Genomic DNA, 25,082 nt, shown 5'->3' with positions numbered 1-25,082 from the left:
ACCTCCTGTATTTTATACACGTCTTCTCTTGGGCGGTCTGCATCCATTATGAGGAATGGGTGTTACATCTTTAATCATATTAACTTCCAGACCAGCCGCTTGAAGGGACCTTATAGCAGCTTCCCTACCGCCTCCGGGACCCTTAACAAAAACTTCTACCGACCTCAAACCATAGTCCAGAGCCTGCTTGGCTGCAGCTTCAGCTGCCATTTGAGCAGCAAAAGGCGTTCCCTTTCTGGAGCCTTTGAATCCTACAGTCCCCGCACTGGCCCAGGTCAGAGGTCTGCCTGCCTCGTCGGTGATGGTAACTATGGTGTTGTTGAAAGTAGAATGTATATGAGCTGCACCTTTTTCCACGCGCCTTTTATCTTTACGTTTCTTAACAGCTTTAGCCAATTTGATCACCTCCAAATATTATTTGCTGTGCCTTACGCCTACGGTCTTGGCGGGACCCTTTCTGGTTCTTGCATTGGTGCGGGTCCTCTGCCCGCGCACGGGTAGTCCCTTGCGGTGACGTATTCCCCTGTAGCAACCTATTTCTACCAGCCGCTTGATATTCATAGCGACTTCCCTGCGCAAATCACCTTCGACCTTATAGTTCTTTTCGATTGTTTCACGCAATCTTGTAATTTCCCTTTCAGCCAGGTCCTTTACTCTAGTGTCGGGGTCCACACCGGTTTCCTTTAAGATCTCACGAGACCTGCTGAGGCCTATACCGTAGATATATGTGAGGGCAACCTCCACACGCTTTTCTCTTGGAAGATCTACACCGGCAATTCTCGCCATTATTCACACCTCCTTCTACTTAGCCCTGTTTTTGCTTATGCTTTGGATTTTCACAGATGACCATAACCCTGCCTTTACGCTTTATTATCTTACACTTTTCGCATATTTTCTTCACCGAGGGTCTTACCTTCATGGGATTTCCTCCTTCTCGCGATAATCTATTTGAAGCGGTATTTGATGCGGCCTCGGGTCAGATCATAAGGAGATAATTCCACGGTTACCCTGTCTCCGGGCAGAATCCGGATATAATTCATCCTGATCTTTCCGGATACATGGGCCAGAATCTTATGACCGTTTTTCAATTCCACCCGAAACATTGCGTTGGGAAGAGGTTCCAACACGGTTCCTTCAACCTCGATCACATCTTGCTTGGACATAAGGTCGCACACGCCTCCTTAAATCTGGCTGGATGTTTCATCCATATTCACATCGACCAGTTCTTCCAGGGCCCTTTTTATTTCATCATTGTAGATTTTCCTCTTGTTTTGGAGCTTTTCAGCGATATAATCGGATTTTTTGTTTAGCACCTTGAGGTGTTTGATTTTCTTTTTCTTTGGGTTATCCACTTTTCTCAAGGTGCCATCAGCTACGTAAACATAATTGGAGTCCAATATCTTGACTACAATCATGAAACGCCCGCTGTCGCGGCCGGCGCAGGATAAGACCAGCTGCCCCAGGGAAAGCTCTCGCATAAAAACACCTACCTAAAACAAAGTCAGTATCTCGGGCTCCGAATCCGTGATTGCAATAGTATTTTCATAATGGGCTGATAAACTGCCATCCTTTGTTACAACCGTCCAGCGGTTTTCCAGGGTATAAACTTCATATCCTCCGGCATTGACCATGGGCTCAATAGCCAGGGTCATTCCCCGTTTCAGCCTGGGCCCCCTGTGGGGCAAGCCGTAGTTGGGTATCTGGGGGTCTTCATGCATTTTCCGGCCTATGCCGTGCCCCACATAATCCCTGACAACGGAATATCCCCTTCCTTCTACATAGGTCTGTATGGCATGAGAGATATCCGACAGCCTGAAGCCCTGTTTTGCGAAGGCTAAGCCCTGAAAAAAGCTCGCCCGGGTAGCCTCTATCAGGTTCATGGCCTCTTTTGCGACATTCCCCACTGCGAAAGTCCTGGCCGCATCTCCGTTATACCCCTCGATGGATGCTCCTACATCTATACTAATAATATCACCATCTTTTAGGGTTCTTAATCCAGGAATTCCATGTACTACCTCTTCATTTATAGAAGTACATATGGCTGCCGGGAATCCCCGATAGCCTTTGAAGGTGGGATATGCTCCCTGACTGAGGATAAACTCCTCTGCAATCTGGTCAAGCTCTCCCGTTGTAATTCCGGGCTTCAAAGCCTGCTTGATCTTTTCAAGAGTTAGCGCCACTATTCTCCCGGCCTTTTTCATTATTTCTATTTCCCGCTGGGACTTCAATATGATCATTTTTCTTCGCCTCTTAAACTGTCTACGATATCCCGGTAAACCTCATCAATGGGTTTTTCACCATCGATGTTTATCAACAAATGGCGCTTACGGTAAAACTCGATTAGAGGAGTTGTTTTTTGTTCATATTCTTTCAGGCGCTTTTTTACCGTCTCCAGTTCGTCATCAGGCCTTATCACAAGCTCTTTTCCGCAAATATCGCAGATTCCGGGTGTTTTTGGGGGATTATACTTAATATGGTAAGAAGCTCCGCAGGATTTGCAAACCCTTCGCCCGGTAAATCTTTCTATGAGCCCATCCCGGGACACCTGAATGTTAATAACTGCATTTAGGCTCATGCCGTTTTTATGCAGGATTTGCTCAAGGCTCTCGGCCTGGGAGATGGTCCTGGGGAATCCGTCCAATATAAATCCTTCGGCCAGATCGGGCTGCTTTAATCTTTCTTCTACAATACCCACGACTATTTCATCCGGCACCAGCAGGCCTTTACTCATATATTCTTTCGCTCTCATCCCCATGGGTGTATTCTCCTGAACAGCCTTTCTAAAAATATCTCCTGTGGATACCTGAAGAATATTGAATTCTTCCGAGAGCTTCTTTGCCTGGGTTCCCTTTCCGGCTCCCGGAGGCCCAAGCATAATGATCCGCACCTTTTATCACCCCTATTTAAGAAAACCCTGATAATGTCTCATCAACATCTGTGCTTCTATCATCTTCATGGTTTCCAGAGCGACGCCAACGACAATGAGAAGTGCCGTGCCTCCGAAATATATATTCAGAGAAGTTACGCCGGTAATAAGATAGGGAAGCACCGCTATGATTGCCAGGAAAATGGCTCCTACCAGAGTTATTCTGGTCATTATTCTGTTCAGATATTCGGCTGTGGGTCTTCCGGGTCTCATACCGGGTATGAAACCTCCGTATTTTTTCATGTTATCCGCAACTTCAACGGGATTGAACGTGACAGCCGTATAAAAATACGTAAAGAAGATGATAAGCAGGGCATACAAACTTGCATACAACCATCCGCCAGGTTTAATGAAATTGGCTATGCTCAGTGCTATTTTGCTGTTGGGGAAAAATCCTGCCACAGTGCTGGGGAAAAGCAGAATAGACAACGCAAAAATTACCGGGATAACACCTGCAGCATTTACTTTAATAGGTATATGGGTGGATTGTCCGCCGTAAACTCTCCTTCCCACTACCCTTTTAGCATATTGCACCGGCACCCGGCGCTCAGCCTGCTGCACCGCAATAACGCCTACGATAACCGCCAGGGCGAATATGGCAAATACTATTACCGTAAAGATGTTGGTGGTCCCAACTTTCAGCAGTGTGTAAAGCTGGTATGCACCGCTGGGCAATCTTGAAACGATACCGGCAAAAATTAACAGGGATATTCCGTTGCCGATGCCCTTATCGGTTATCTGTTCACCCAGCCACATCAAAAATGCCGTGCCTGCCGTAAGGCTTATTACCACAAGGGCACTGCCCAGGAATCCGGGATGCTTCATGGCAGTCCGAAATCCTATGGAAAGCCCTATGCCCTGAATCAGAGCCAGTATGACCGTGCCATAGCGTGTATACTGGGCCAGCACCTTTCTGCCGGCTTCCCCTTCTTTTGCCATTTCTTCCCATTTGGGAATCACTATGGTCAACAGTTGAACTATAATCGAAGAGTTAATGTATGGGGTTATGCTCATGGCAAAAACTGAAAACTGTTTGAACGCACCGCCAGAGATGATATCAAAGAAGCCCAGCAGTGCGCCTTTTTCTATCATAGCTTTAACCGCATCGGGGTTCATACCCGGCACCGGAACAAAGGCACCAACCCTGAATATTATCAGCATAAGCACCGTAAACTGGATCCTCTTTCTGAGGTCTGGTATTTTCCATGCATTTCTCAAAGCCTCGAGCATATTATATCACCTCTGCCTTTCCACCGGCAGCCTCGATTTTCTCTTTTGCCGACTTTGAAAATGCATGGGCTTCCACATCGACTTTCACTTTTAGTTCTCCATTGCCCAGGACCTTAACTCCATCTTTTATTTTTTTCAAGATGCCGCTCTTGATCAAAAGCTCAGGAGTTATCCTGGTATTTTCTTCAAAGGAATTTAAATCCTCGACATTGACGAGGGCAAATTCCTTTTTGAATATATTCGTAAAACCCCGCTTGGGTAGACGTCTGTACAACGGCATCTGGCCGCCTTCAAAGCCGGGCCTTACTCCACCACCGGAGCGGGCATTTTGGCCTTTATGCCCCCGGGTGGAAGTCTTGCCATGGCCCGAGCCTATCCCTCGGCCTACTCTCTTTACTTTTTTGGTGGAACCTTCAGCGGGAAATAGCTCATGTAATCTCATCGGTTGCACCTCCTCTTTTTGAGTAAATTATCCCAACAGCTCTTCAACAGTCTTATCTCTGAGTTTGGCCACTTCTTCAACTTTTTTCATTTGTTTCAGGGCTTCCATGGTGGCATTGATCATGTTTCTGGAATTGGCGGACCCAAGAGATTTGCTCACCACATTTTTAACTCCGGCCAGTTCCATGACGGCTCTGACAGGACCGCCTGCTATAACGCCGGTTCCTTCCACAGCCGGCTTGATGAGCACCTTTCCGGCTCCGAAAACACCCAGGCTTTCATGAGGAACCGTTCCGTTCACCAGGGGAACCTCAATAAGGTTCTTCTTTGCATCCTCGATACCCTTGCGTATAGCTTCGGGAATTTCCTGAGCCTTTCCCGTTCCTACGCCCACCTTGCCATTTTTATTGCCTACCACCACGAGCACGGCAAACCTGAAATTCTTTCCGCCCTTAACAACCTTGGCCACCCTGTTTATGGAAACAACTTTTTCTTCAAATTCCTGTTCTTCCACGCTTTTGCGCTGCAATAGCTTCGCCTCCCTTCTAAAATTCTAGCCCTGCTTCCCGGGCAGCATCCGCCAGAGCTTTGATTCTGCCGTGATACATGTATCCGCCTCTATCAAAGGCTACCTGTTTGATGCCCTTTTCTATAGCTTTTTTTGCAATGAGTTCGCCAACCTTTTTAGCAGATTCAATGTTACATCCCGTCACACTGTCCCTTATGGCCGGGTCCTGGGTGGAAGCGGCCACCAGAGTGGTACCATTTTCATCATTGATAATCTGCGCATAAAGGTGCTTCAAACTCTTGAATACATTCAATCTGGGTCTTTCCTGGGTTCCGAAGACTTTCTTGCGGACCCTTGCATGCCTTCTTCCCCGGGAAACCTCACGGGATTCCTTGTTTAGCATCTTGTTATCCCTCCCTTTGCCTTATTTAGCTCCGGTCTTACCTACCTTGCGTCTTACTACTTCGTTCTCATATCTGATGCCCTTCCCCTTATAAGGTTCGGGCTCTCTTACTTTTCTTATATTTGCCGCTATCTGGCCTACCAGTTCCTTGTCGACACCTTTAACCGAAATCTTGTTGGGAGCGGGCACTTCAAATTCTATGCCCTTTGGCGGCTCTATTTCCACCGGATGGGAATATCCCACGGTCAGCACAAGCTTATTCCCCTGTTTTGCCGCCCTGTAGCCCACGCCTTCAAGAGAAAGCTTTTTTTCGTATCCGGTCGTAACGCCGTCTACCATATTGTTTATCAAGGTGCGGGTCAGGCCGTGTAAAGCCTTGTGCATATTGTCATCTGAAGGTCTCTCTACAATTATTTGAGAATCCTCGTGTTTTATTTTTAAATCCCTGTGAAATTCACGACTGATGCTGCCTTTGGGACCTTTTATCGTTACGGTGTTCCCCTGGACCTTTACTTCCACCCCCTGGGGAATTTTAACCGGCAGTTTACCGATCCTGGACATTTGCTGCACCTCCTTTATTGTCTACCATACGTAGCAGATTACCTCTCCGCCCACCTGTTCTTTTCTTGCCTGTTTATCTGTCATAATACCCCTGGATGTAGAGAGAATTACAGTTCCCAGACCTCCCATAACCTTTGGGATATTGTCCTTTCTGGCGTATATTCTCAAACCGGGTTTGGAAATCCTCTTGATGCCTGTTATGACCTTCTTCTTATTGGGGCCATATTTCAGATAAATCTTTATTATCCCCTGCTTTGCATCATCGATGATCTCAAAATCCTGAATGTAACCTTCGTCCTTGAGGGTCTGGGCAATGGCTTTTTTTAGTTTAGAGCAGGGAATCTCCACAGTTGGATGACCTGCATCGTTGGCATTTCTTATACGAGTCAGCATATCTGCAATAACATCCGTCATAGCCAATGAAGCTACCTCCCTTCAATATACTATATTCCTTACCAGCTGGCTTTTTTTACTCCCGGTATTTGCCCCAGATGGGCCAACTCTCTAAAACATATACGGCATACGCCATATTTTCTCAGGTAAGCATGAGGTCTGCCGCATATCTTGCATCTGTTATATTTCCGTGTGGAAAACTTGGGAGTTCTCTTCTGTTTCGCAATTAGCGACTTTTTAGCCACGCATTTCCCTCCTTCCTTTTACGACGCAAAGGGCATTCCCAGGTTTTTCAAGAGCTCCCTGGCTTCTTCATCGGTCTTTGCCGTGGTCACGATGGTGATATCCATTCCTCTAACTCTGTCGATCTTATCATAGTCTATCTCGGGGAATATTAGCTGCTCCTTGATGCCCAATGTGTAATTTCCCCTGCCGTCAAAGGCATCCGGCGAAACCCCTTTAAAATCTCTCACCCTTGGAAGATTCACATTGAAAAGTTTATCCAGAAAATCATACATTTTTTCCGCCCTGAGGGTCACCTTTGCGCCGATGGGCATGCCTTTGCGCAGCTTAAACGCCGCAATAGATTTTTTTGCTTTTGTAATTATGGGCTTCTGTCCCGTTATGATCGCCAGATCATTTGCAGCTGCATCGATGGCCTTGGGATTTTCTCTGGCGTCGCTTATGCCCATGTTTATGACAACCTTCTCCAATTTTGGCACTTCCATGATATTTTTATAATTAAACTTCTTCTTTAAAGCCGGGACTACTTCATTTTCATATTTTTGCTTTAATCTGGACACTTGGCTACCTCCCTTCCTGGTTATTTATCCAGAACCTCTCCGCACTTTTTGCATACCCGCACCTTTGTGCCATCAGCCAGCACCGAGTGGCCTACTCGTGTGGCACTCTGGCACTTGCTGCATACCGGCATCAGCTTCGAAGTATATATGGGCAGTTCCTGGTGTATTATCCCGCCCTGGGGTACCTTTGCCGAAGGTTTTTTATGCTTTGTGGCCATATTGATGCCTTCAACGATGGCCTTTTCTTCTTTGGGGAATATTCTTATGACCTTTCCCTTTTTGCCCTTGTCTTTACCAGAAATTACAGTGACGATATCTCCCTTTTTCACGTGGACCTTTGCCAACAAACCCACCTCCTCTACAAAACTTCAGGCGCCAGGGATATGATCTTCATGAAGTCTTTTTCTCTAAGCTCCCGGGCTACGGGTCCAAATATACGCGTTCCCTTTGGGTTTTTATCCTCATTTATTATAACGGCGGCATTTTCATCGAATTTTATATATGAACCATCCGGTCGTGGAACTCCCTTTTTAGTCCTTACCACGACAGCCTTTACCACATCTCCCTTTTTAACAACGCCGTCGGGTGTCGCATTTTTAACTGAAGCTACAATTATATCCCCCACATGGGCAAACTTCCGCTTGGAACCACCCATGATACGTATGCACATCAATTCCTTGGCTCCGGTATTATCCGCCACATTCAGCCTGGTTTGAACCTGTATCATACAAATAACCTCCCTTCTTACTGGGCTTTCTTTACGATCTCCACCAGCCTCCACCGTTTATCGTGGCTCAGGGGTCTTGTTTCCATAATCTTAACCGTATCGCCGATCTTGCATTCATTGTTTTCGTCATGGGCCTTAAATTTCTTGGTCCTCTTGATGGTTTTTCCGTACTTGGGATGTCTCATAAAGTTTTCAACGGCCACGACTATGGTCTTATCCATTTTGTCGCTGACCACAACTCCGGTGCGGACTTTCCTATTGTTTCGACCTTCCACATCAATCCCTCCTTCTTATCACTTTGCAAATCTTGCTTTTTGCTTTTCATTCTGCCTTTCGGTAAGAACTGTCTTTATGCGCGCTATGGTCTTCCTGACCTCGCGGATTCTCATGGGATTATCCAGTTGGCCGGTAGCCGCTTGAAACCGGAGGTTAAAAAGTTCTCCCTTGAGGTCCTTTATCTTCTGCATGAGCTCATCGTCGGAGAGATCTCTTATCTGTTTAACCTTCATTCTCATCACCGCCCAATTCCACGCGTTTTACAATTTTTGTCTTTACAGGCAACTTATGTGAAGCCAGAGTCATGGCCTCCTTTGCTACCTCTTCGGGAACTCCGCCTAGTTCAAACAGGACACGGCCGGGTTTAACCACAGCCACCCACAGTTCAGGAGAACCCTTACCGCTACCCATACGGGTTTCAGCGGGTTTCTTGGTTACGGGTTTATCGGGAAATATCTTAATCCAAACTTTTCCGCCCCTTTTAATGAACCTGGTCATGGCAACCCTGGCAGCCTCTATTTGCTGGCTGGTAAGCCATGCGGCTTCCTGAGCCTGAAGGCCGTATTCTCCATAGGTTATTTCCGTTCCCTTATGCGCCTTGCCTTTCATTACACCGCGCTGCTGTTTTCTATATTTCACCCGCTTTGGCATTAACATCGATTGCTTCTCCTCCTTCCTCCGTTTTTTGCGCTTTTTTAACAGGAAGGACTTCGCCCTTGTAAACCCACACTTTAACTCCTATGCGTCCATAGGTGGTATAGGCCTCTGCAAAACCGTAGTCGATATCCGCTCTAAGAGTTTGCAGAGGAATAGTCCCCTCGTGATACATTTCGGACCGTGCGATTTCGGCACCACCCAGGCGACCACTCACCATGGTTTTGATTCCTCTGGCTCCGGTCTTCATAGCCCTGGAAATGGCCTGTTTCATGGCCCGGCGGAAGGAAATACGCTTCTCCAGCTGTGATGCAATGTTCTCGGCTATCAGCTGGGCATCGATATCCGGGTTCTTTATCTCCACCACATTTACGGAAACCTGTTTACCCGTCATTTTCTCAAGTTCATTTTTCAGTTCTTCCACGCCGGTGCCGCCCTTACCTATAACCATTCCGGGTTTGGCAGTGTTGATGGTGACCTTTACCCTATTGGCAGCCCTTTCAATCTCTATTCTTGAAACGCCGGAGGAATACAGTTTTTTCTTTATATACTCTCTTATCTTAAAATCCTCCAGCAGAAGTTCGGCAAAATCCCTGCTGGAATACCATCTGGAATCCCAGTCTTTAATTATTCCCACTCTCAGCCCATGAGGGTGTATCTTTTGACCCAAAATTTATCCCTCCTTTTCTTTTAATATAACCGTTATATGACTTGTCTTTTTATGAATCCCGGCTGCGCGCCCCATCGCCCTGGGCATAAAGCGCTTCAGTGTCGGTCCCTGATCAACATAGCATTTCGATATATAGAGCGCATCCTTATCCATGTCATGGTTGTTTTGCGCATTGGCAGCCGCCGAAAGCAGCACCTTTTCCAGGACTTTCGACGCCGATTTGGGCGTAAATTTTAAAATGGAAAGAGCTTCTGAAAGCTTCTTGCCCCGGATAAGGTCCATTACAACTCTCACCTTTCTGGGTGCAATCCTTACATATCTTGCCCGCGCCATTGCTTCCAACTTGTATACCTCCTTTTCCCGGACTTTTATTACTTGAGTGCAGTGGATTTTTCCGTATGGGCTCCGTGGCCTTTAAATGTCCTTGTAGGGGCAAATTCTCCCAGCTTATGTCCTACCATATCTTCGGTAATATATATGGGCACATGCTTTCTGCCGTCGTGAACTGCTATGGTATGGCCTACCATTTCGGGAAATATGGTGGAATCCCTGGACCAGGTCTTTATTACCTTTTTGTCCCGCTTTTGATTCATCTCAACTATCTTCTTAAAAAGTTTTTCATCAACGAAGGGGCCTTTTTTTGTTGAGCGACTCATTATCCTACCTCCCTTCTGCTATTTGCGGCGCTTGACGATGTATTTGTCGGAAGCCTTTTTCTTTTTCCTGGTCTTATATCCCAGAGTAGGTTTACCCCAGGGTGTAACAGGACTCTTGCGTCCGATGGGGGATTTTCCTTCGCCACCGCCATGGGGATGGTCTATAGGGTTCATAACAACGCCTCTGACATGGGGTCTCCTGTTCATCCAGCGTGAGCGTCCCGCTTTTCCGATGGATATATTTTCATGGTCCAGGTTTCCTACCTGGCCTATGGTAGCCTTGCACTCTTCGTGGACCATCCTCATCTCGCCGGAAGGCAGCCTCAAGGTGGCAAAACCACCTTCCCTGGCCATAAGCTGGGCGGCAGCGCCGGCAGCCCTTACCAACTGACCGCCTTTGCCCGGCGTAAGTTCCACGTTATGAACCATGGTGCCCACGGGAGTATGGGATAAGGGAAGGGCATTGCCCGGTTTAATATCGGCATTTTCGCCGGATTCCACCACATCTCCCACTGCAAGACCTAAAGGTGCCAGAATATATCTCTTTTCACCATCTTTATACTGTAGCAGGGCAATGTTTGCCGAACGGTTGGGGTCATATTCGATGGCCACCACTTTGGCCGGAATGCCATCTTTATCCCTCTTGAAATCGATAATCCTGTACTTGCGTTTGTGACCGCCGCCGCGGTGCCGGGATGTAATCCTGCCCTGCATGTTGCGCCCGGCGGTGTTTTGCATTATTTCCACCAGTGAACGCTCGGGCTCCTTTTTGGTGATTTCTTCAAAGGTTGAAACGGTCATGCCTCTTCGACCCGGCGTAGTGGGTTTAAACTTTTTTATAGCCACATGATTCCCTCCTTCGCATAAAAACTACAGCGCTTCAAAAAACTCTATGACCTTGCTGTCTTTTTTCAATGTGACTATGGCTTTTTTCCAGTCGGGCCTCTTGCCCTCATGGACGCCCATTCGCTTCTTCTTGCCCCTCATATTTATGGTGTTGACCTTTTCTACTTTTACGCCGAAAATAGATTCCACCGCGTTTTTTATTTCGGTCTTGTTTGAGTACTTATCCACTACAAAGGCATACTTTTTATACGGTTTCATATCCATGGTTTTCTCTGTAATCCACGGCCGTAGAATGATGTCATGCGGATCTCTCATCCTGCATACACCTCCTCCACCCGCTCTGCCGCTTCTTTTGTAATGATGAGATTGTCATGGTTCAGTATGTCATATACGTTAAGAGTATTGACGGAAGTGGTCTTTACTCCCGGCAGGTTGCGGGCAGATTTCTCCACATTTTCATCCTTGCCCGGCAATACAATGAGGGCTTTTTTATCAGCTTTAATATTTTTCAATATCTCCGCCATGGATTTGGTCTTGGGTGCATCCATGGTGAGGCTGTCAAGCATTATCAATTCATTATCGGCCACTTTGGCGCTCAGGGCCGACTTGAGTGCATACCTTTTGAGTTTTTTAGGCAATGTAAATCTATATGAACGGGGTTTGGGTCCAAATACAATTCCACCCTTGCGCCACAATGGCGACCTGATGCTGCCGTGCCTGGCCCTGCCGGTGCCCTTCTGCCTCCAGGGCTTTCTGCCACCTCCGGACACCTCTCCTCTGGTCAGGGTGGAAGAAGTGCCCTGTCTCTGATTTGCCAGGTAATTCACCACTACCCTGTGCATTACATCAGGCCGAACTTCGACTCCAAAGACATCATCGGAAAGTTCCACTTCTCCCACCTGTTCTCCCTTTGTATTGTACAAAGCTACTTTAGGCATCGAGCTCCTCCTTTCCTAAGGTTTTATTTTCCGCTTTTAACAGTGTTCTTAATAAAGAGCAGAGATTTTTTTGGACCCGGTACCGAACCTTTTATTAAAAGCAGATTCCTATCAGGGTCCACCTTAACAACTTCAAGGTTTTGAATGGTTACCCGCTCCGTTCCCAGGTGGCCCGGCATCCTTTTGCCCTTGAATACCCTGGCGGGGTCCGTGGCGCCGCCTGTACCGGGACGCCTGTGGTACATGGAGCCGTGGGCCATGGGGCCGCGGTTGAAGTTCCAGCGCTTTACACCGCCGGCGAAACCTTTTCCTTTGGTTATGCCCACCACATCTATTCTGTCCCCGGGCTGGAATATATCTACCTTTATTTCATCGCCTACATTAAATTTTTCGGCATCCTGTATTTTAAACTCTCTAAGGTATTTCTTCGGTTTCAATTGATTTTTCTTGAATTGACCCAATACCGGTTTTGTCAAGCGTTTTTCCTTGACATCGCCAAAACCGACTTTCAGGGCGCTATATCCGTCGTTTTCCACAGTTTTTTTCTGAACGACCAGACATGGCCCTGCCTCTACTACTGTCACCGGTAAGGCTTCTCCCTTGTCATTAAATATCTGGGTCATGCCTAGTTTTCTCGCCAGTATGGCCTTTGAAATCATTGCTGTCACCTCCTGTGCCTTGCCTTTCTACAGCTTTATTTCTATGTCAACCCCTGCAGGTAAATCCAATCTCATCAGGGCATCAACGGTCTTTTGATTGGGGTCCTTTATGTCTATGAGCCTCTTGTGAGTCCTGGACTCAAACTGTTCCCTGGAATCCTTGTATTTATGAGGAGCCCTCAGTATGGTTATAACACTTCTGTCTGTAGGTAAAGGTATAGGCCCCGATACCTTTGCACCGGTCCGCTTTGCCGTCTCCACTATTTTCTGGGCCGACTGATCAAGCACTCCGTGGTCAAAGGCTTTCAGGCGTATCCTTATCTTCTGCTGGGCCATTTATCTCCCTCCTTGCATTCCAAAATGCGTTCTTGCCCTTTTACTTATCGATAATCTCCGTAACAACACCGGCTCCTACTGTCCTGCCGCCTTCCCTGATGGCAAACCTCAGGCCTTCCTCTATAGCTATGGGTGAAATCAACTGGATGTCCATGACTATGTTGTCTCCGGGCATTACCATCTCGGTGCCTTCAGGCAGGGTGATGACTCCGGTGACGTCGGTGGTCCTGAAGTAGAACTGGGGCCTGTAGCCGTTGAAGAAGGGTGTGTGCCTGCCGCCTTCTTCTTTCTTTAAGACGTATACCTGCCCTTTGAAGTGGGTGTGGGGATGGATGCTGCCGGGCTTGGATATGACCATGCCTCTTTCCACTTCGTCTCTGTCTATGCCGCGGAGCAGGGCTCCAATGTTGTCTCCCGCCACTGCTGAATCCAGTAGTTTCCTGAACATTTCTACGCCGGTGACTACGGTCTTTTTCTTTTCGGGGGCAAGACCTACTATTTCTACTTCGTCTCCTACTTTGAGTGTCCCTCTCTCTACTCTGCCGGTTACTACGGTGCCGCGGCCGGTGATGGTGAATACGTCTTCTATGGGCATGAGGAACGGTTTTTCTGTGTCACGTTCGGGAGTGGGAATGTAGCTGTCTACTGCGTCCATGAGGTTCCATATCTTGCCGCACCATTCGCATTCCCTCTTGCCGCAGCCGCATTCCAGTGCTTTTAATGCGGAGCCGGGCACGATGGGTATGTCGTCTCCCGGAAATTCGTAGGATGACAGAAGTTCTCTTATTTCCATTTCTACCAGTTCCAGGAGTTCTGGGTCATCTACCATGTCTATTTTGTTTAAAAATACTACGATGTAGGGCACGCCTACCTGTCTTGCCAGAAGGATGTGTTCTCTTGTCTGGGGCATGGGGCCGTCGGCGGCGGATACTACCAGTATGGCTCCGTCCATCTGGGCGGCTCCTGTTATCATGTTCTTTACGTAGTCGGCGTGGCCCGGACAGTCTACGTGGGCGTAGTGCCTCTTTTCGGTCTGGTATTCTACGTGGGCTGTGGCTATGGTGATTCCGCGCTCCCTTTCTTCGGGGGCTTTGTCTATCTGGTCAAAGGGTACGAAGTCCGATAGCCCGCTGTTGGCCAGCACTTTTGTGATGGCTGCTGTGAGGGTGGTTTTGCCATGGTCTACGTGACCTATGGTTCCAATGTTTACATGGGGTTTTGTCCTTTCATATTTTTGCTTTGCCATTTTTATCCTCCTTATGAAACTTTTTACTTGTTGATAATGGACTCTGCAATGCTCTTCGGCACTTCTGCATAATGTGAAAACTGCATGGTATAGGTGCCGCGCCCCTGGGTCTTTGACCTCAAATCGGTGGCATAGCCGAACATCTCGGCCAACGGCACAAAACCTCTTATAACCTGGGCTCCTCCCCTGGGTTCTATACCTTCGATGTGACCCCTGCGGGAGTTGACATCTCCGATTACATCTCCCATATACTCCTCCGGCACCACCACTTCTACCTTCATGATAGGCTCGAGAAGTACCGGCTGAGCCTTCTTCATGCCTTCCTTGAATGCCATGGAACCCGCTATTTTAAAGGCCATTTCTGAAGAGTCTACCTCATGGTATGAACCATCATAGAGTGTGGCTTTCACATCTACCACGGGATATCCGGCCAGCACACCGTTTTCCAGAGCTTCCCGGATGCCAGCGTCTACAGCGGGGATGTATTCCTTGGGTATGATGCCACCTACAATCTTGTTCTCAAACTCATATCCCTTTCCGGGCTCCAGAGGCTCAATTTCGATCCATACATGGCCGTACTGGCCTCTGCCACCGGATTGCCGTATGAATTTGCCTTCGGATTTTACAGCCTTGCGTATGGTCTCCTTATAAGCCACCTGGGGTTTGCCCACATTAGCCTCCACTTTAAATTCCCTGAACATCCTGTCGACTATGATCTCCAGATGTAATTCTCCCATGCCCGAAATGATGGTCTGGCCTGTTTCCTGGTCGGTATGGGTTTTAAATGTGGGATCCTCCTCCGCCAATTTCTGCAGGGCTATCCCCATTTTTTCCTGGTCGGCTTTTGTCTTGGGTTCTATGGCCACCGATATAACCGGTTCGGGGAACTGCATGGATTCCAATATTATAGGTTGTTCTTCGCTACAGAGAGTATCGCCGGTGGTAGTATCTTTAAGTCCTACGGCCGCCACTATATCCCCGGTCATAATTTCTTCCACTTCCTGCCGGTGATTGGCATGCATGTAAAGTATCCGGCCTATTCTCTCCTTCTTATTCTTGGTGGAATTATACACGTAGGAACCTGATTTCAATTTTCCGGAATAAACCCTGAAATATGTCAGCTTACCTACATAAGGGTCACTCATGATCTTAAATGCAAGAGCTGAAAAGGGTTCATCATCGCTGGCATGCCTTGGAATTTCCTCCCCGGTATCCGGAGAAATACCCTTAACCGGCGGAATATCCAGAGGAGATGGAAGGTATTCCACCACCGCATCCAACAGAAGCTGCACGCCCTTGTTCCTGTAAGAGGAACCGCACAGCACAGGAGTTATTTTTACCTCCACGCATGCCTTTCGAATGGCTCTTTTGATTTCCTCTACGGAAATCTCTTCGCCCTCCAGGTACTTCATCATTATTTCTTCATCCACATCAGAAACAGCTTCCAGCATCTTTTCTCTGTATTCGCGGACCTTTTCCTTCATATCTTCCGGAATCTCAGTTTCCTGGATTTCGGTGCCGAGGTCATTGGTGTAGATATAGGCCTTTTGACGAACCAGGTCTATGATTCCCTTGAAACTATCTTCACTGCCTATAGGGAGCTGTATCGGAACGGGATGAGCCCCCAGTCTCTCCTTCATCATCTCAATGACATTATAGAAATCCGCGCCCATGATATCCATCTTGTTAACATAGGCTATCCTGGGAACACGGTATTTGTCGGCCTGACGCCATACTGTTTCTGACTGAGGCTCCACGCCTCCTTTAGCACAAAACACAGCCACTGAACCGTCGAGAACCCGCAGCGAACGCTCTACCTCCACCGTAAAATCCACGTGCCCTGGCGTATCGATAATATTTATGCGATGGTCCTTCCAGTAACATGTAGTTGCAGCTGAAGTGATGGTTATTCCTCTTTCCTGCTCCTGCTCCATCCAGTCCATTACCGCTGAACCTTCGTGGACCTCTCCCATTTTGTGGACTTTGCCGGTATAGAACAGTATCCGTTCCGTAGTTGTGGTCTTACCGGCATCAATATGCGCCATTATACCTATATTTCGTAGCCTGTCTAGTGGTACTTGCCTAGGCACAATTTACACTCCTTTCCGCTAAGTTTCCCTTGAAGTTCAGTGCTTTCTACCACCTGTAATGTGCAAATGCCTTGTTGGCCTCTGCCATCTTGTGCGTTTCCTCTTTTTTCTTAACTGCTCCGCCTGTACCATTGGCAGCATCCATGATTTCAGCCGCCAGCTTTTCTCTCATGGTCCTTTCTCCCCTGGCCCGAGCATAATCCACCAACCACCTTATTCCCAGAGCCTGCCTTCTGTCCTGCCTGACTTCCATAGGAACCTGGTAGGTGGCGCCGCCCACACGCCTGGGTCTGACTTCCAGAACCGGCATGACATTTTTCATGGCTTCCTGGAAAACTTCCATGGGGTCCTTGCCGGTCTTTTTGTTTATAATGTCAAAGGCGCCATAGCATATCTTCTGAGCGATACCCTTTTTCCCATCATACATGACCTTGTTTATAAGCCTTGTGACCATCTTGTCCCGGTATAATGGGTCCTGGGGCACGTCTCTGCGCGCTACATGACCGCGTCTTGGCATCTTATCCCTCCTTTAACTGCTATTTTTTGGGTCTTTTAGCTCCGTAAAGCGATCTTGCCTGTTTACGGTTGGCGACTCCGGCTGTATCAAGAGTTCCTCGGATTATGTGGTATCTCACGCCGGGAAGGTCCTTCACCCTGCCTCCTCTTATCATGACTACGGAGTGCTCCTGAAGGTTATGGCCGATACCGGGTATATAAGCCGTTACTTCGATGCCATTGGTAAGCCTCACCCTTGCGATTTTTCTCAAGGCAGAGTTGGGTTTCTTGGGGGTCGTTGTCTTCACCACCGTGCAAACCCCTCTCTTTTGAGGAGAACCCTTCAGGGCTGGAGCTGTAGATTTATACTCCACTTTCTGTCTACCTTTTCTTATTAGCTGATTTATGGTCGGCACTGTCACACCTCCTTCCATTAAATTAAAAAAGATGCCCCTCATAGGGGCATCTTAAAAGCAAATTATTGTTTTAAAATTGCAGCCGATGCCGCCCCTACCTGGATTCCGCAGGCATCCCCCAGCTCTTTCATGGTGGCCACAGGAACGATCTGAATGCCTTTTTTCAGACACAATTCTTTTAGGCTGGAAACTACATGCTCTTCAGCATCCTGGGCTAAAAAAACCACTGCGACTTTATCCCTTTCCAGCGCTTTTAATGTCTGTTTTGTTCCTATGGTTTTAGAGGGAGCCTCTTTTAATTTTTCAAGCATTTTCTCGCCCTCCCCTTTACTTTTAAAGAGAGCTAATAAAACACACCCATATATTTTATCATCATAGGTTTTAGCTGTCAATTAGTAATTCAGAGCTTTTGCTCTTGCGGCTGCTGGTCCGCCGGATATATCTTCACGTTTCTGTAGCGGCTCATCCCGGTGCCTGCCGGAATCAGCTTACCGATGATGACATTTTCCTTAAGACCCAGCAGTGGGTCCACCTTACCCTTGATGGCGGCTTCGGTCAGCACTCTGGTAGTTTCCTGGAAGGAAACCGCCGACAGGAAGGAGTCGGTAGCAAGAGATGCTTTGGTGATACCCAGAAGCACCCTTCTTGCTTCCGCCGGTTTTTTGCCTTCCTGTATTGCCTTCTCATTTAGATCTTCGAATTCAAATACATCTATAAGCTCTCCGGGGAGCAAGTCGGTATCACCGGGATTTTCAACTTTTACTTTGCATAGCATCTGGCGGATGATAATCTCAATATGCTTATCATTTATATCCACGCCCTGAAGCCTGTAAACCCTCAGCACTTCCTGCAACAGGTACATTTGCACTCCTCGGATACCCTTGATCTTCAATATATCGTGGGGGTTTACGGAGCCCTCGCACAGTTCATCTCCGGCTTCAATCACCATGCCGTTTTCCACCTTTAACCTGGCGCCGTAAGGAACCTGATATACCCTGGTTTCACCGGTGTCGGTGGTTATTTCCACCTCGCGCTTTTTCTTGCTCTCTAAGATTTTGACGGTACCTCCCACTTCGGAAATAATTGCCTGGCCTTTAGGCTTGCGGGCTTCAAAAAGTTCCTCAACCCTGGGAAGACCCTGAGTAATATCCTGGCCTGCCACACCTCCAGTGTGGAAGGTCCGCATGGTAAGCTGCGTTCCGGGCTCACCTATAGACTGGGCCGCTATGATGCCCACGGCCTCACCGATATTAACCGGTTTGCCGGTGGCCAGGTTTTTGCCGTAGCACTTGGTGCATACCCCGTGCCGCGTCCTGCAGGTGAGCACCGACCGGATTTTTACCTCATTAATACCGGCTTTTATAATTTTGTCGGCCATTTCGTCGGTGATGAGCTCGTTAGCCCGGACAATCACTTCACCGGTTTCCGGATGTTTCACATTCTCCAGGGCGCACCGGCCTTCGATACGTTCCTTCAGGGATTCTATCACTTCGCTGCCGTCCTTGATGGCCTTTACTGTGATGCCTTCGTTGGTACCGCAGTCAATTTCCCTGACTATGACATTATGACTCACATCCACCAAACGGCGGGTCAGATAACCGGAGTCTGCGGTCCTCAAGGCCGTATCTGCAAGACCCTTCCTGGCGCCATGGGTGGAAATGAAGTATTCCAGCACCGTGAGGCCTTCCCGGAAATTCGCCTTGATGGGAAGGTCTATAATTCTTCCAGAGGGGTCTGCCATAAGGCCGCGCATGCCTGCCAGCTGCCTTATCTGTTGCTTGTTGCCTCGGGCACCAGAGTTCGCCATCATGTATACGGAGTTAAATTTGTCCAGGGAATTCATGAGGCTTTCCGTAACCCTGTCGGTGGCATTGTTCCATATTTCAATGGTCTTTTCATATCTTTCCTCATCGGAAATCAAACCCCGGCGGTAGAGAAGCTCTACCTGGTCAACCTTTTCATCGGCTTCGGACAATATCTTTTCCTTTTCCGAGGGTACCTCTATGTCGGTGACCCCTATGGTTATGCCTGCCTTTGTGGCGTAATCATAACCCTTTTTCTTTATTCTATCGAGAACTTCCGCAGTAACCGTTGTACCGTGCTTGCGATAGCACCTGTCCACTATTTCTCCCAGTTTCCCCTTATCTACCAGGGTGTTGAGCTCCAGTTCAAAAAGGTTTTCCTCTATGGACCTGTCTACAAAACCCAGGTCCTGGGGTATACCTTCATTAAATATAATCCGACCGGGTGTAGTCTTTATAATCCTGGTGCGTTGTTTTCCACCTATGACCCTTGTCATGCGCACATTTACCATGGCATGAAGTCCTACTTCACCCATATCATATGCCAGCAAAGCTTCTTCGGGACTTGAAAAATACTTGCCTTCCCCCTTTTCTCCCGGCCTCTCTATGGTGAGGTAATAGGAACCTAAGACCATATCCTGTGTTGGGGTAACCACGGGTTTCCCATCCTGGGGCTTTAGTATATTATTGGTCGAAAGCATCAAAAGCCTTGCCTCAGCCTGAGCTTCGGCAGAAAGGGGCAAATGTACCGCCATCTGGTCTCCGTCGAAGTCGGCGTTATATGCAGTACATACCAGGGGATGAATCTGTATGGCCCTTCCCTCCACCAGCACCGGCTCAAAAGCCTGAATGCCCAGTCTGTGCAGGGTGGGAGCCCTATTGAGCATGACCGGATGCTCTTTTATAACATCCTCCAGCACATCCCAGACCTCGGGTTTTACCCTTTCCACCATGCGTTTCGCACTCTTAATGTTGTGAGCATATCCATCCGTTACCAGCTTTTTCATCACAAAAGGTTTAAACAACTCCAGCGCCATTTCCTTAGGAAGGCCGCACTGGTAAAGTTTGAGCTCAGGACCTACCACTATGACAGAACGCCCGGAATAGTCCACGCGTTTTCCTAAAAGGTTCTGGCGGAAACGGCCCTGTTTACCCTTGAGCATATCGCTCAGGGATTTTAAGGGCCTATTGCCGGGGCCTGTTACCGGCCGCCCTCTCCTGCCGTTATCAATCAAGGCGTCCACTGCTTCCTGAAGCATACGTTTTTCATTTCTTACAATGATGTCGGGAGCTCCCAAATCCAGAAGCCTCTTCAAGCGGTTATTTCTGTTGATGACCCTTCTGTAAAGGTCATTGAGGTCCGATGTGGCAAAGCGGCCACCATCAAGCTGCACCATGGGCCTCAGGTCCGGTGGTATTACGGGGATGACCTCCAAAATCATCCATTCAGGCCTGTTGCCCGATTTTCTGAAGGCTTCCACCACTTCCAGGCGCCTCAATATCCTGACCTTTTTCTGGCCGTTGGCATCCTTGAGTTCAACTCTCAGCTCTTTGGCAAGTTTTTCAAGGTCTATTTCTTCCAAAAGCTCCTTTACGGCTTCTGCACCCATACCGGCTTTGAAAGCATTGCCATATTTGTCTCTGTATTCCCGGTATTCCTTTTCGTTTAAGAGCTGTTTTTTTGCCAGAGGTGTATTGCCCGCATCTATAACTACATATGATGCAAAATATATGATTTTCTCCAGTGACCTTGGGGACATGTCCAGTATGAGACCTATGCGGCTGGGTATGCCTTTTAAAAACCATATGTGTGAAACCGGAGCCGCAAGTTCTATGTGACCCATTCTTTCACGCCGCACTTTGGACTTGGTAACTTCTACACCGCAGCGATCGCACACCACGCCTTTGTACCTTACTCTCTTGTACTTGCCGCAGTGGCATTCCCAGTCTTTTATAGGGCCAAATATCCTCTCACAGAACAGGCCCTGTTTTTCAGGCTTGAGGGTCCTGTAATTGATGGTCTCGGGCTTTTTAACTTCCCCCTTGGACCATTCCCTGATCTGTTCGGGGGATGCCAGGCCGATCTTGATGGAGTCAAAGAAATTGAGTTCCAGCAACTGTTTCTCTCCCTTCATTTTCGATATTCGAAGTTCGAGGTTAGATATTAAAATTCATCGGTATCGTCATCGTCATACTTGCCGGGGATAAAGTCTTTTTCCAGGTCTTCGTCATTTAAATCCACGTCATCGTCGAAATCTGTTTTATCGTCGTCCTCGGTGTAATCATCATAAATGATGTCTTCTTCGTCAACCTCTTCGGGTTCCTCTTCCTCCTCGCCTTCCTCCCGTTCCTCATAATCCCTATCGGGCCGGCCTTCGTCTTCCATACCCTCCATGTTCACATCCAGGGGCTGTTCTTCCTCATCGTCATCGGTCTCCTTGATTTCAATCTCTTTGGCATCTTCCGACAGTATCTTCACGTCAAGGCACAGGGATTGAAGTTCTTTGATGAGAACTTTAAAGGCTTCCGGTATGCCGGGTTCCGGAACATTTTCACCCTTGACTATAGCTTCATAGGTTTTCACCCTGCCCAGCACATCGTCGGATTTGACCGTCAAAAGTTCCTGCAATGTAAAGCTGGCACCATAAGCTTCGAGAGCCCAGACTTCCATTTCTCCAAACCTCTGGCCGCCGAACTGGGCTTTGCCTCCCAGAGGCTGCTGGGTAACCAGGGAGTATGGCCCTGTAGAACGGGCGTGGATCTTGTCATCCACCAGGTGGGCCAGTTTTAGCATGTACATGTAGCCCACGGTAACCCTGCGGTCAAAATATTCTCCCGAGCGCCCATCCCTGAGGTTGGTCTTTCCATCCTCAGGTAGTCCTGCTTTCTTGAGAGTTTCTATTATCTCTTCCTCCCTGGCGCCGTCAAATACAGGTGTGGCCACATACCATCCCAGGGCTTTGGCTGCCCAACCCAGGTGTGTTTCCAGCACCTGCCCTATGTTCATACGGGAAGGGACACCCAGAGGATTTAAAACTATATCTACCGGGGTGCCGTCAGGCAGGAAGGGCATATCTTCAACAGGAAGTATTCTGGAAATGACACCCTTGTTTCCATGGCGTCCCGCCATCTTGTCACCCTCGGATATCTTCCTCTTCTGGGCGATGTAAACCCTTACCATCTCATTTACTCCCGGAGGAAGCTCATCTCCATTTTCTCGGGTGAAAACCTTGACATCCACAACGATACCATATTCGCCGTGAGGAACCCGAAGAGAGGTGTCCCGAACTTCCCGGGCTTTCTCACCGAAGATGGCACGCAGCAGCCTCTCCTCGGCAGTAAGCTCGGTCTCACCTTTCGGTGTTACTTTTCCTACCAGAATGTCGCCGGCCCTGACCTCTGCTCCTATCCTTATGATCCCTCTTTCATCCAGGTCCTTCAGGGCTTCTTCACCCACATTGGGCACATCCCGCGTGATTTCCTCGGGGCCCAGCTTGGTATCCCGTGCTTCGGCTTCATACTGCTCTATGTGAATTGATGTAAACACATCGTCTTTTACAAGGCGTTCGGACAGCAAAATGGCATCCTCATAGTTGTAACCTTCCCAGGGCATGAATGCCACCAGCACATTGCGCCCGAGGGCCAGCTCGCCATGGTCCGTGGAGGGACCATCGGCTATGGGCTGCCCCTTGGTCACCCTCTGGCCTTTCTTAACTATAGGTCTCTGGTTTATGCATGTTCCCTGGTTGGATCTCATGAATTTATGAACTTTATATACATCCAGGCCGCCGTCGATGTCCCTTCTTACCTCTATTTCCCGGCCGGTGACCCTTTCCACAACCCCTTCATTTCTTGCCAGGATCATTACGCCGGAGTCTACGGCTGCCTTATATTCTATGCCGGTGCCTACAAGGGGTGCATCGGTGATTAAAAGCGGCACCGCCTGGCGCTGCATGTTGGAACCCATCAAAGCTCTGTTGGCATCATCGTGCTCCAGGAAGGGAATCATGGCCGTGGCCACACTGACCAGCTGCTTCGGGGAAACGTCCATATAGTCCACATCTTCTGCGGGTACCACTACGGTTTCCTCCCTGTGGCGGGCTGTGATCCTCTTCTGGATAAACCTGCCTTCCTCATCCAGCGGTGCGTTGGCCTGGGCTATGATAAAGGCCTCTTCTTCATCGGCTGTGAGGTATTCTACTTCATCGGTAACAACCCCCCGTTCCTTATCGACTTTGCGGTAGGGGGTCTCGATAAATCCGTACTGGTTTACCCTGGCATAGGTACTGAGAGAACCGATGAGGCCGATGTTGGGACCTTCAGGGGTCTCTATGGGGCACATGCGGCCATAATGGGAATGATGCACATCGCGCACTTCAAAACCGGCCCTCTCCCGGGACAGACCGCCAGGCCCCAGGGCGCTGAGCCTTCTCTTGTGAGTGAGCTCCGCCAGGGGATTGGTCTGGTCCATAAACTGGGAAAGCTGGCTTGAACCGAAAAATTCCTTTATGGCAGCTACCACAGGCCTTATATTGATAAGCCCTTGAGGCGTTATTGTGTCCACATCCTGGATGGTCATCCTTTCTTTGACCACCCTTTCCATGCGGGCGAGGCCAATCCTGAACTGGTTCTGGAGCAGTTCTCCTACCGACCGCAGGCGGCGGTTGCCCAGATGGTCGATATCGTCGATATCCCCGATGCCATAAGAAAGATTTAAGAGGTAATTTATAGATGCTACTATATCTTCAACAGTAATATGTTTCTCGGTAGAGAATCCGTCACGGCTATCATCAGAATAACCGTTGCTTATTACCTTTACGGCTTTTTCCCTGGATTCCGCCCTATCTTCCACAACCAGGACCTTTATTTCTTTTATCTTAAGGGATTCCAGGGTTTCTGCCATCTTCCTGGTAATTCTTTCGCCTTTTTTAAGCACGATCTCGCCGGTCTTTGGATCTTCCACATTTTCGGCGCTGATTTTACCCACAATGCGGTTTCTGAGCCTTAACTTCTTATTGAATTTATAGCGCCCCACATGGGCCAGGTCATATCTCTTGGGGTCAAAAAACAGAGATTCCAGCAGGGCCCTGGCGTTTTCCACCGTAGGGGGTTCACCGGGCCTCAGCCTTTTATATATTTCAAGAAGAGCTTCGTTTTGATTTTCGGTATTGTCTTTTTCAAAGGTGCGAAGGATTTTTTCATCCTCACCCAGAAGTTCCATAATCTGGGAGTTGCTGCCGTAACCCAGAGCTCTAAGAAGTGTGGTGATGGGAACCTTTCTTGTCCTGTCTACTCTCACGTAGATAACCTCATTTGAATCCGTCTCCATTTCCAGCCAGGCACCCCTGTTGGGGATGATGGTACCGGCAAACAGGTCCCTGCCGTTCTTATCCCTCTGTCGGTCAAAGTATACCCCCGGCGAACGGACCAACTGACTTACTATGACCCTTTCTGCCCCGTTGATAATAAAAGTACCGTTTTCGGTCATAAGAGGAAAATCGCCCATAAAGACTTCCTGTTCTTTTACCTCGCCGGTCTCCTTGTTTATGAGCCTCACTTTAACCTTGAGAGGCACGGCATAGGTGACATCCCTCTCCCGGCATTCATCCACTGAATATTTGGGATTATTCTCCAGGGTGTAATCGATGAACTCCAGTACAAGATTCCCGGTAAAATCCTCTATGGGTGAAATATCCTTAAAAACCTCCGCCAGCCCTTCATCCAGAAACCACTTATACGAATCCTTCTGGATTTCGATAAGATCGGGCATGCTCATAACTTCTTCGATTTTTGAAAAACTCCATCGGGTGCGTTCCCCTACTTTTACAGGATGAACCATTAGTTTTTCTCACCCCTTTTTATTTTAAACAGCCAAAAGCCAAAAATGGCCCCTCAAACCCGGTTTTCACCGGATTTAGGCGGGACTATCTATTATACTATCTCCCAAAACAGGGAACATTATACAGAAGGGATAAAAAAAGAGTCCGTGGCATGAAATTTGCATAT

The 25,082-nt window shown here is 48.3% G+C and carries 35 protein-coding genes; all 35 read right to left on the bottom strand.

Translation table 11 applies throughout. The features are described from left to right. Window positions 1-12 precede the first annotated feature (12 nt). Window positions 13-396 carry a 30S ribosomal protein S11 gene (gene rpsK / locus D2962_RS01420; RefSeq protein ID WP_120768157.1) on the bottom strand — a complete coding sequence of 128 codons (384 nt, stop codon included), beginning with the start codon at window positions 394-396 and terminating at the stop codon, window positions 13-15. A gap of 18 nt (window positions 397-414) precedes the next feature. Continuing rightward, on the bottom strand, window positions 415-786 hold the full coding sequence (rpsM, locus tag D2962_RS01415; RefSeq protein ID WP_120768155.1) for a 30S ribosomal protein S13: 372 nt from the start codon (window positions 784-786) through the stop codon (window positions 415-417). A 19-nt stretch (window positions 787-805) separates the two neighbouring features. Then, complete coding sequence (gene rpmJ, locus D2962_RS01410; protein WP_006555676.1) at window positions 806-919, bottom strand: 50S ribosomal protein L36; 114 nt, start codon at window positions 917-919, stop codon at window positions 806-808. Between the two features lie 25 nt (window positions 920-944). Continuing rightward, a complete protein-coding gene (infA, locus tag D2962_RS01405; RefSeq protein WP_120768153.1) occupies window positions 945-1,163 on the bottom strand; it encodes a translation initiation factor IF-1 in 219 nt (72 codons plus the stop codon). 18 nt (window positions 1,164-1,181) lie between these two features. Beyond that, a complete protein-coding gene (locus D2962_RS01400; RefSeq protein ID WP_120768151.1) occupies window positions 1,182-1,478 on the bottom strand; it encodes a KOW domain-containing RNA-binding protein in 297 nt (98 codons plus the stop codon). Between the two features lie 12 nt (window positions 1,479-1,490). Next, window positions 1,491-2,237, bottom strand: coding sequence for a type I methionyl aminopeptidase (map, locus tag D2962_RS01395; protein ID WP_122013881.1), 747 nt, complete (start codon window positions 2,235-2,237; stop codon window positions 1,491-1,493). After that, window positions 2,234-2,887, bottom strand: a complete 654-nt coding sequence (locus D2962_RS01390) for an adenylate kinase (RefSeq protein ID WP_122013880.1) — start codon at window positions 2,885-2,887, stop codon at window positions 2,234-2,236. The genes map and D2962_RS01390 overlap by 4 nt, the downstream gene beginning before the upstream one ends. Before the next feature lie 12 nt (window positions 2,888-2,899). Next, window positions 2,900-4,156 (bottom strand): preprotein translocase subunit SecY, encoded by a 1,257-nt coding sequence (gene secY, locus D2962_RS01385; RefSeq protein WP_120768145.1) that lies wholly within the window; start codon window positions 4,154-4,156, stop codon window positions 2,900-2,902. A 1-nt stretch (window position 4,157) separates the two neighbouring features. Further along, window positions 4,158-4,598, bottom strand: a complete 441-nt coding sequence (gene rplO / locus D2962_RS01380; protein WP_120768142.1) for a 50S ribosomal protein L15 — start codon at window positions 4,596-4,598, stop codon at window positions 4,158-4,160. 27 nt (window positions 4,599-4,625) lie between these two features. Beyond that, window positions 4,626-5,126, bottom strand: a complete 501-nt coding sequence (gene rpsE, locus D2962_RS01375) for a 30S ribosomal protein S5 (protein ID WP_120768140.1) — start codon at window positions 5,124-5,126, stop codon at window positions 4,626-4,628. 16 nt (window positions 5,127-5,142) lie between these two features. Further along, window positions 5,143-5,508, bottom strand: a complete 366-nt coding sequence (rplR, locus tag D2962_RS01370; RefSeq protein WP_120768138.1) for a 50S ribosomal protein L18 — start codon at window positions 5,506-5,508, stop codon at window positions 5,143-5,145. Between the two features lie 21 nt (window positions 5,509-5,529). After that, window positions 5,530-6,069 (bottom strand): 50S ribosomal protein L6, encoded by a 540-nt coding sequence (gene rplF / locus D2962_RS01365; RefSeq protein ID WP_120768136.1) that lies wholly within the window; start codon window positions 6,067-6,069, stop codon window positions 5,530-5,532. A gap of 21 nt (window positions 6,070-6,090) precedes the next feature. Continuing rightward, on the bottom strand, window positions 6,091-6,489 hold the full coding sequence (rpsH, locus tag D2962_RS01360) for a 30S ribosomal protein S8 (RefSeq protein ID WP_120768134.1): 399 nt from the start codon (window positions 6,487-6,489) through the stop codon (window positions 6,091-6,093). A 32-nt stretch (window positions 6,490-6,521) separates the two neighbouring features. Continuing rightward, window positions 6,522-6,707, bottom strand: a complete 186-nt coding sequence (locus tag D2962_RS01355; protein ID WP_120768132.1) for a type Z 30S ribosomal protein S14 — start codon at window positions 6,705-6,707, stop codon at window positions 6,522-6,524. Between the two features lie 18 nt (window positions 6,708-6,725). Beyond that, a complete protein-coding gene (gene rplE / locus D2962_RS01350; protein WP_120768130.1) occupies window positions 6,726-7,265 on the bottom strand; it encodes a 50S ribosomal protein L5 in 540 nt (179 codons plus the stop codon). Window positions 7,266-7,285: 20 nt separating this feature from the next. Then, window positions 7,286-7,609 carry a 50S ribosomal protein L24 gene (rplX, locus tag D2962_RS01345; RefSeq protein ID WP_120768128.1) on the bottom strand — a complete coding sequence of 108 codons (324 nt, stop codon included), beginning with the start codon at window positions 7,607-7,609 and terminating at the stop codon, window positions 7,286-7,288. 14 nt (window positions 7,610-7,623) lie between these two features. Further along, complete coding sequence (rplN, locus tag D2962_RS01340; RefSeq protein WP_120768126.1) at window positions 7,624-7,992, bottom strand: 50S ribosomal protein L14; 369 nt, start codon at window positions 7,990-7,992, stop codon at window positions 7,624-7,626. 17 nt (window positions 7,993-8,009) lie between these two features. Beyond that, complete coding sequence (gene rpsQ / locus D2962_RS01335; RefSeq protein ID WP_120768124.1) at window positions 8,010-8,267, bottom strand: 30S ribosomal protein S17; 258 nt, start codon at window positions 8,265-8,267, stop codon at window positions 8,010-8,012. An 18-nt stretch (window positions 8,268-8,285) separates the two neighbouring features. After that, window positions 8,286-8,501 (bottom strand): 50S ribosomal protein L29, encoded by a 216-nt coding sequence (rpmC, locus tag D2962_RS01330; protein ID WP_120768122.1) that lies wholly within the window; start codon window positions 8,499-8,501, stop codon window positions 8,286-8,288. Continuing rightward, window positions 8,491-8,925 (bottom strand): 50S ribosomal protein L16, encoded by a 435-nt coding sequence (rplP, locus tag D2962_RS01325; RefSeq protein ID WP_120768120.1) that lies wholly within the window; start codon window positions 8,923-8,925, stop codon window positions 8,491-8,493. The genes rpmC and rplP overlap by 11 nt, the downstream gene beginning before the upstream one ends. Beyond that, window positions 8,897-9,592 (bottom strand): 30S ribosomal protein S3, encoded by a 696-nt coding sequence (gene rpsC, locus D2962_RS01320; protein WP_120768118.1) that lies wholly within the window; start codon window positions 9,590-9,592, stop codon window positions 8,897-8,899. Before rpsC ends, rplP begins: the two co-directional genes overlap by 29 nt. A gap of 3 nt (window positions 9,593-9,595) precedes the next feature. Then, on the bottom strand, window positions 9,596-9,934 hold the full coding sequence (gene rplV, locus D2962_RS01315) for a 50S ribosomal protein L22 (RefSeq protein WP_120768116.1): 339 nt from the start codon (window positions 9,932-9,934) through the stop codon (window positions 9,596-9,598). 29 nt (window positions 9,935-9,963) lie between these two features. Continuing rightward, window positions 9,964-10,248, bottom strand: coding sequence for a 30S ribosomal protein S19 (gene rpsS / locus D2962_RS01310; RefSeq protein WP_120768114.1), 285 nt, complete (start codon window positions 10,246-10,248; stop codon window positions 9,964-9,966). 18 nt (window positions 10,249-10,266) lie between these two features. Continuing rightward, complete coding sequence (rplB, locus tag D2962_RS01305) at window positions 10,267-11,094, bottom strand: 50S ribosomal protein L2 (protein ID WP_120768112.1); 828 nt, start codon at window positions 11,092-11,094, stop codon at window positions 10,267-10,269. A gap of 24 nt (window positions 11,095-11,118) precedes the next feature. Next, window positions 11,119-11,409: a 50S ribosomal protein L23 gene (rplW, locus tag D2962_RS01300; RefSeq protein WP_120768110.1), complete on the bottom strand. Its 291-nt coding sequence runs from the start codon at window positions 11,407-11,409 to the stop codon at window positions 11,119-11,121. Next, window positions 11,406-12,032 carry a 50S ribosomal protein L4 gene (gene rplD, locus D2962_RS01295; protein WP_120768108.1) on the bottom strand — a complete coding sequence of 209 codons (627 nt, stop codon included), beginning with the start codon at window positions 12,030-12,032 and terminating at the stop codon, window positions 11,406-11,408. The genes rplW and rplD overlap by 4 nt, the downstream gene beginning before the upstream one ends. A 23-nt stretch (window positions 12,033-12,055) precedes the next feature. Then, a complete protein-coding gene (gene rplC / locus D2962_RS01290; protein ID WP_120768203.1) occupies window positions 12,056-12,688 on the bottom strand; it encodes a 50S ribosomal protein L3 in 633 nt (210 codons plus the stop codon). 30 nt (window positions 12,689-12,718) lie between these two features. Then, window positions 12,719-13,027 (bottom strand): 30S ribosomal protein S10, encoded by a 309-nt coding sequence (gene rpsJ, locus D2962_RS01285; protein ID WP_120768106.1) that lies wholly within the window; start codon window positions 13,025-13,027, stop codon window positions 12,719-12,721. Between the two features lie 40 nt (window positions 13,028-13,067). After that, the gene (gene tuf / locus D2962_RS01280) at window positions 13,068-14,273 is read right to left on the bottom strand and encodes an elongation factor Tu (protein WP_122013879.1); all 1,206 of its coding nucleotides are present in this window, start codon (window positions 14,271-14,273) and stop codon (window positions 13,068-13,070) included. A gap of 23 nt (window positions 14,274-14,296) precedes the next feature. Beyond that, window positions 14,297-16,363 carry an elongation factor G gene (gene fusA / locus D2962_RS01275; protein ID WP_120767226.1) on the bottom strand — a complete coding sequence of 689 codons (2,067 nt, stop codon included), beginning with the start codon at window positions 16,361-16,363 and terminating at the stop codon, window positions 14,297-14,299. Between the two features lie 46 nt (window positions 16,364-16,409). Then, window positions 16,410-16,880, bottom strand: a complete 471-nt coding sequence (gene rpsG / locus D2962_RS01270; protein WP_120767225.1) for a 30S ribosomal protein S7 — start codon at window positions 16,878-16,880, stop codon at window positions 16,410-16,412. A 19-nt stretch (window positions 16,881-16,899) separates the two neighbouring features. Beyond that, window positions 16,900-17,274 (bottom strand): 30S ribosomal protein S12, encoded by a 375-nt coding sequence (gene rpsL / locus D2962_RS01265; RefSeq protein WP_120767224.1) that lies wholly within the window; start codon window positions 17,272-17,274, stop codon window positions 16,900-16,902. A 62-nt stretch (window positions 17,275-17,336) separates the two neighbouring features. Beyond that, window positions 17,337-17,585 (bottom strand): ribosomal L7Ae/L30e/S12e/Gadd45 family protein, encoded by a 249-nt coding sequence (locus tag D2962_RS01260; RefSeq protein ID WP_120767223.1) that lies wholly within the window; start codon window positions 17,583-17,585, stop codon window positions 17,337-17,339. An 89-nt stretch (window positions 17,586-17,674) separates the two neighbouring features. Next, window positions 17,675-21,193 carry a DNA-directed RNA polymerase subunit beta' gene (rpoC, locus tag D2962_RS01255; RefSeq protein ID WP_120767222.1) on the bottom strand — a complete coding sequence of 1,173 codons (3,519 nt, stop codon included), beginning with the start codon at window positions 21,191-21,193 and terminating at the stop codon, window positions 17,675-17,677. A gap of 47 nt (window positions 21,194-21,240) precedes the next feature. Next, window positions 21,241-24,915, bottom strand: coding sequence for a DNA-directed RNA polymerase subunit beta (gene rpoB, locus D2962_RS01250; protein WP_122013878.1), 3,675 nt, complete (start codon window positions 24,913-24,915; stop codon window positions 21,241-21,243). Window positions 24,916-25,082 lie beyond the last annotated feature (167 nt).

Source organism: Biomaibacter acetigenes (genome assembly GCF_003691585.1).
GTDB classification, from domain to species: Bacteria; Bacillota; Thermosediminibacteria; order Thermosediminibacterales; family Tepidanaerobacteraceae; genus Biomaibacter; species Biomaibacter acetigenes.
This window is presented reverse-complemented; position numbering and strand designations above follow the sequence as displayed.

What these genes read in the sequence shown, in the direction of transcription:
- rpmC (WP_120768122.1), bottom strand. Translation starts at nt 8,501, where the DNA reads ATGAAGGTTAAACAGATAAGAGATCTCTCCGACGATGAGCTCATGCAG.
- rplN (WP_120768126.1), bottom strand. Translation starts at nt 7,992, where the DNA reads ATGATACAGGTTCAAACCAGGCTGAATGTGGCGGATAATACCGGAGCC.
- tuf (WP_122013879.1), bottom strand. Translation starts at nt 14,273, where the DNA reads ATGGCAAAGCAAAAATATGAAAGGACAAAACCCCATGTAAACATTGGA.
- rpsG (WP_120767225.1), bottom strand. Translation starts at nt 16,880, where the DNA reads ATGCCAAGACGCGGTCATGTAGCGCGCAGAGACGTGCCCCAGGACCCA.
- rplW (WP_120768110.1), bottom strand. Translation starts at nt 11,409, where the DNA reads ATGAGAGATCCGCATGACATCATTCTACGGCCGTGGATTACAGAGAAA.
- secY (WP_120768145.1), bottom strand. Translation starts at nt 4,156, where the DNA reads ATGCTCGAGGCTTTGAGAAATGCATGGAAAATACCAGACCTCAGAAAG.
- rpsM (WP_120768155.1), bottom strand. Translation starts at nt 786, where the DNA reads ATGGCGAGAATTGCCGGTGTAGATCTTCCAAGAGAAAAGCGTGTGGAG.
- rpmJ (WP_006555676.1), bottom strand. Translation starts at nt 919, where the DNA reads ATGAAGGTAAGACCCTCGGTGAAGAAAATATGCGAAAAGTGTAAGATA.
- rplP (WP_120768120.1), bottom strand. Translation starts at nt 8,925, where the DNA reads ATGTTAATGCCAAAGCGGGTGAAATATAGAAAACAGCAGCGCGGTGTA.
- D2962_RS01260 (WP_120767223.1), bottom strand. Translation starts at nt 17,585, where the DNA reads ATGCTTGAAAAATTAAAAGAGGCTCCCTCTAAAACCATAGGAACAAAA.
- rplO (WP_120768142.1), bottom strand. Translation starts at nt 4,598, where the DNA reads ATGAGATTACATGAGCTATTTCCCGCTGAAGGTTCCACCAAAAAAGTA.
- map (WP_122013881.1), bottom strand. Translation starts at nt 2,237, where the DNA reads ATGATCATATTGAAGTCCCAGCGGGAAATAGAAATAATGAAAAAGGCC.
- rpoB (WP_122013878.1), bottom strand. Translation starts at nt 24,915, where the DNA reads ATGGTTCATCCTGTAAAAGTAGGGGAACGCACCCGATGGAGTTTTTCA.
- infA (WP_120768153.1), bottom strand. Translation starts at nt 1,163, where the DNA reads ATGTCCAAGCAAGATGTGATCGAGGTTGAAGGAACCGTGTTGGAACCT.
- rplD (WP_120768108.1), bottom strand. Translation starts at nt 12,032, where the DNA reads ATGCCTAAAGTAGCTTTGTACAATACAAAGGGAGAACAGGTGGGAGAA.
- rplF (WP_120768136.1), bottom strand. Translation starts at nt 6,069, where the DNA reads ATGTCCAGGATCGGTAAACTGCCGGTTAAAATTCCCCAGGGGGTGGAA.
- rpsJ (WP_120768106.1), bottom strand. Translation starts at nt 13,027, where the DNA reads ATGGCCCAGCAGAAGATAAGGATACGCCTGAAAGCCTTTGACCACGGA.
- rplR (WP_120768138.1), bottom strand. Translation starts at nt 5,508, where the DNA reads ATGCTAAACAAGGAATCCCGTGAGGTTTCCCGGGGAAGAAGGCATGCA.
- rpsS (WP_120768114.1), bottom strand. Translation starts at nt 10,248, where the DNA reads ATGAGTCGCTCAACAAAAAAAGGCCCCTTCGTTGATGAAAAACTTTTT.
- D2962_RS01400 (WP_120768151.1), bottom strand. Translation starts at nt 1,478, where the DNA reads ATGCGAGAGCTTTCCCTGGGGCAGCTGGTCTTATCCTGCGCCGGCCGC.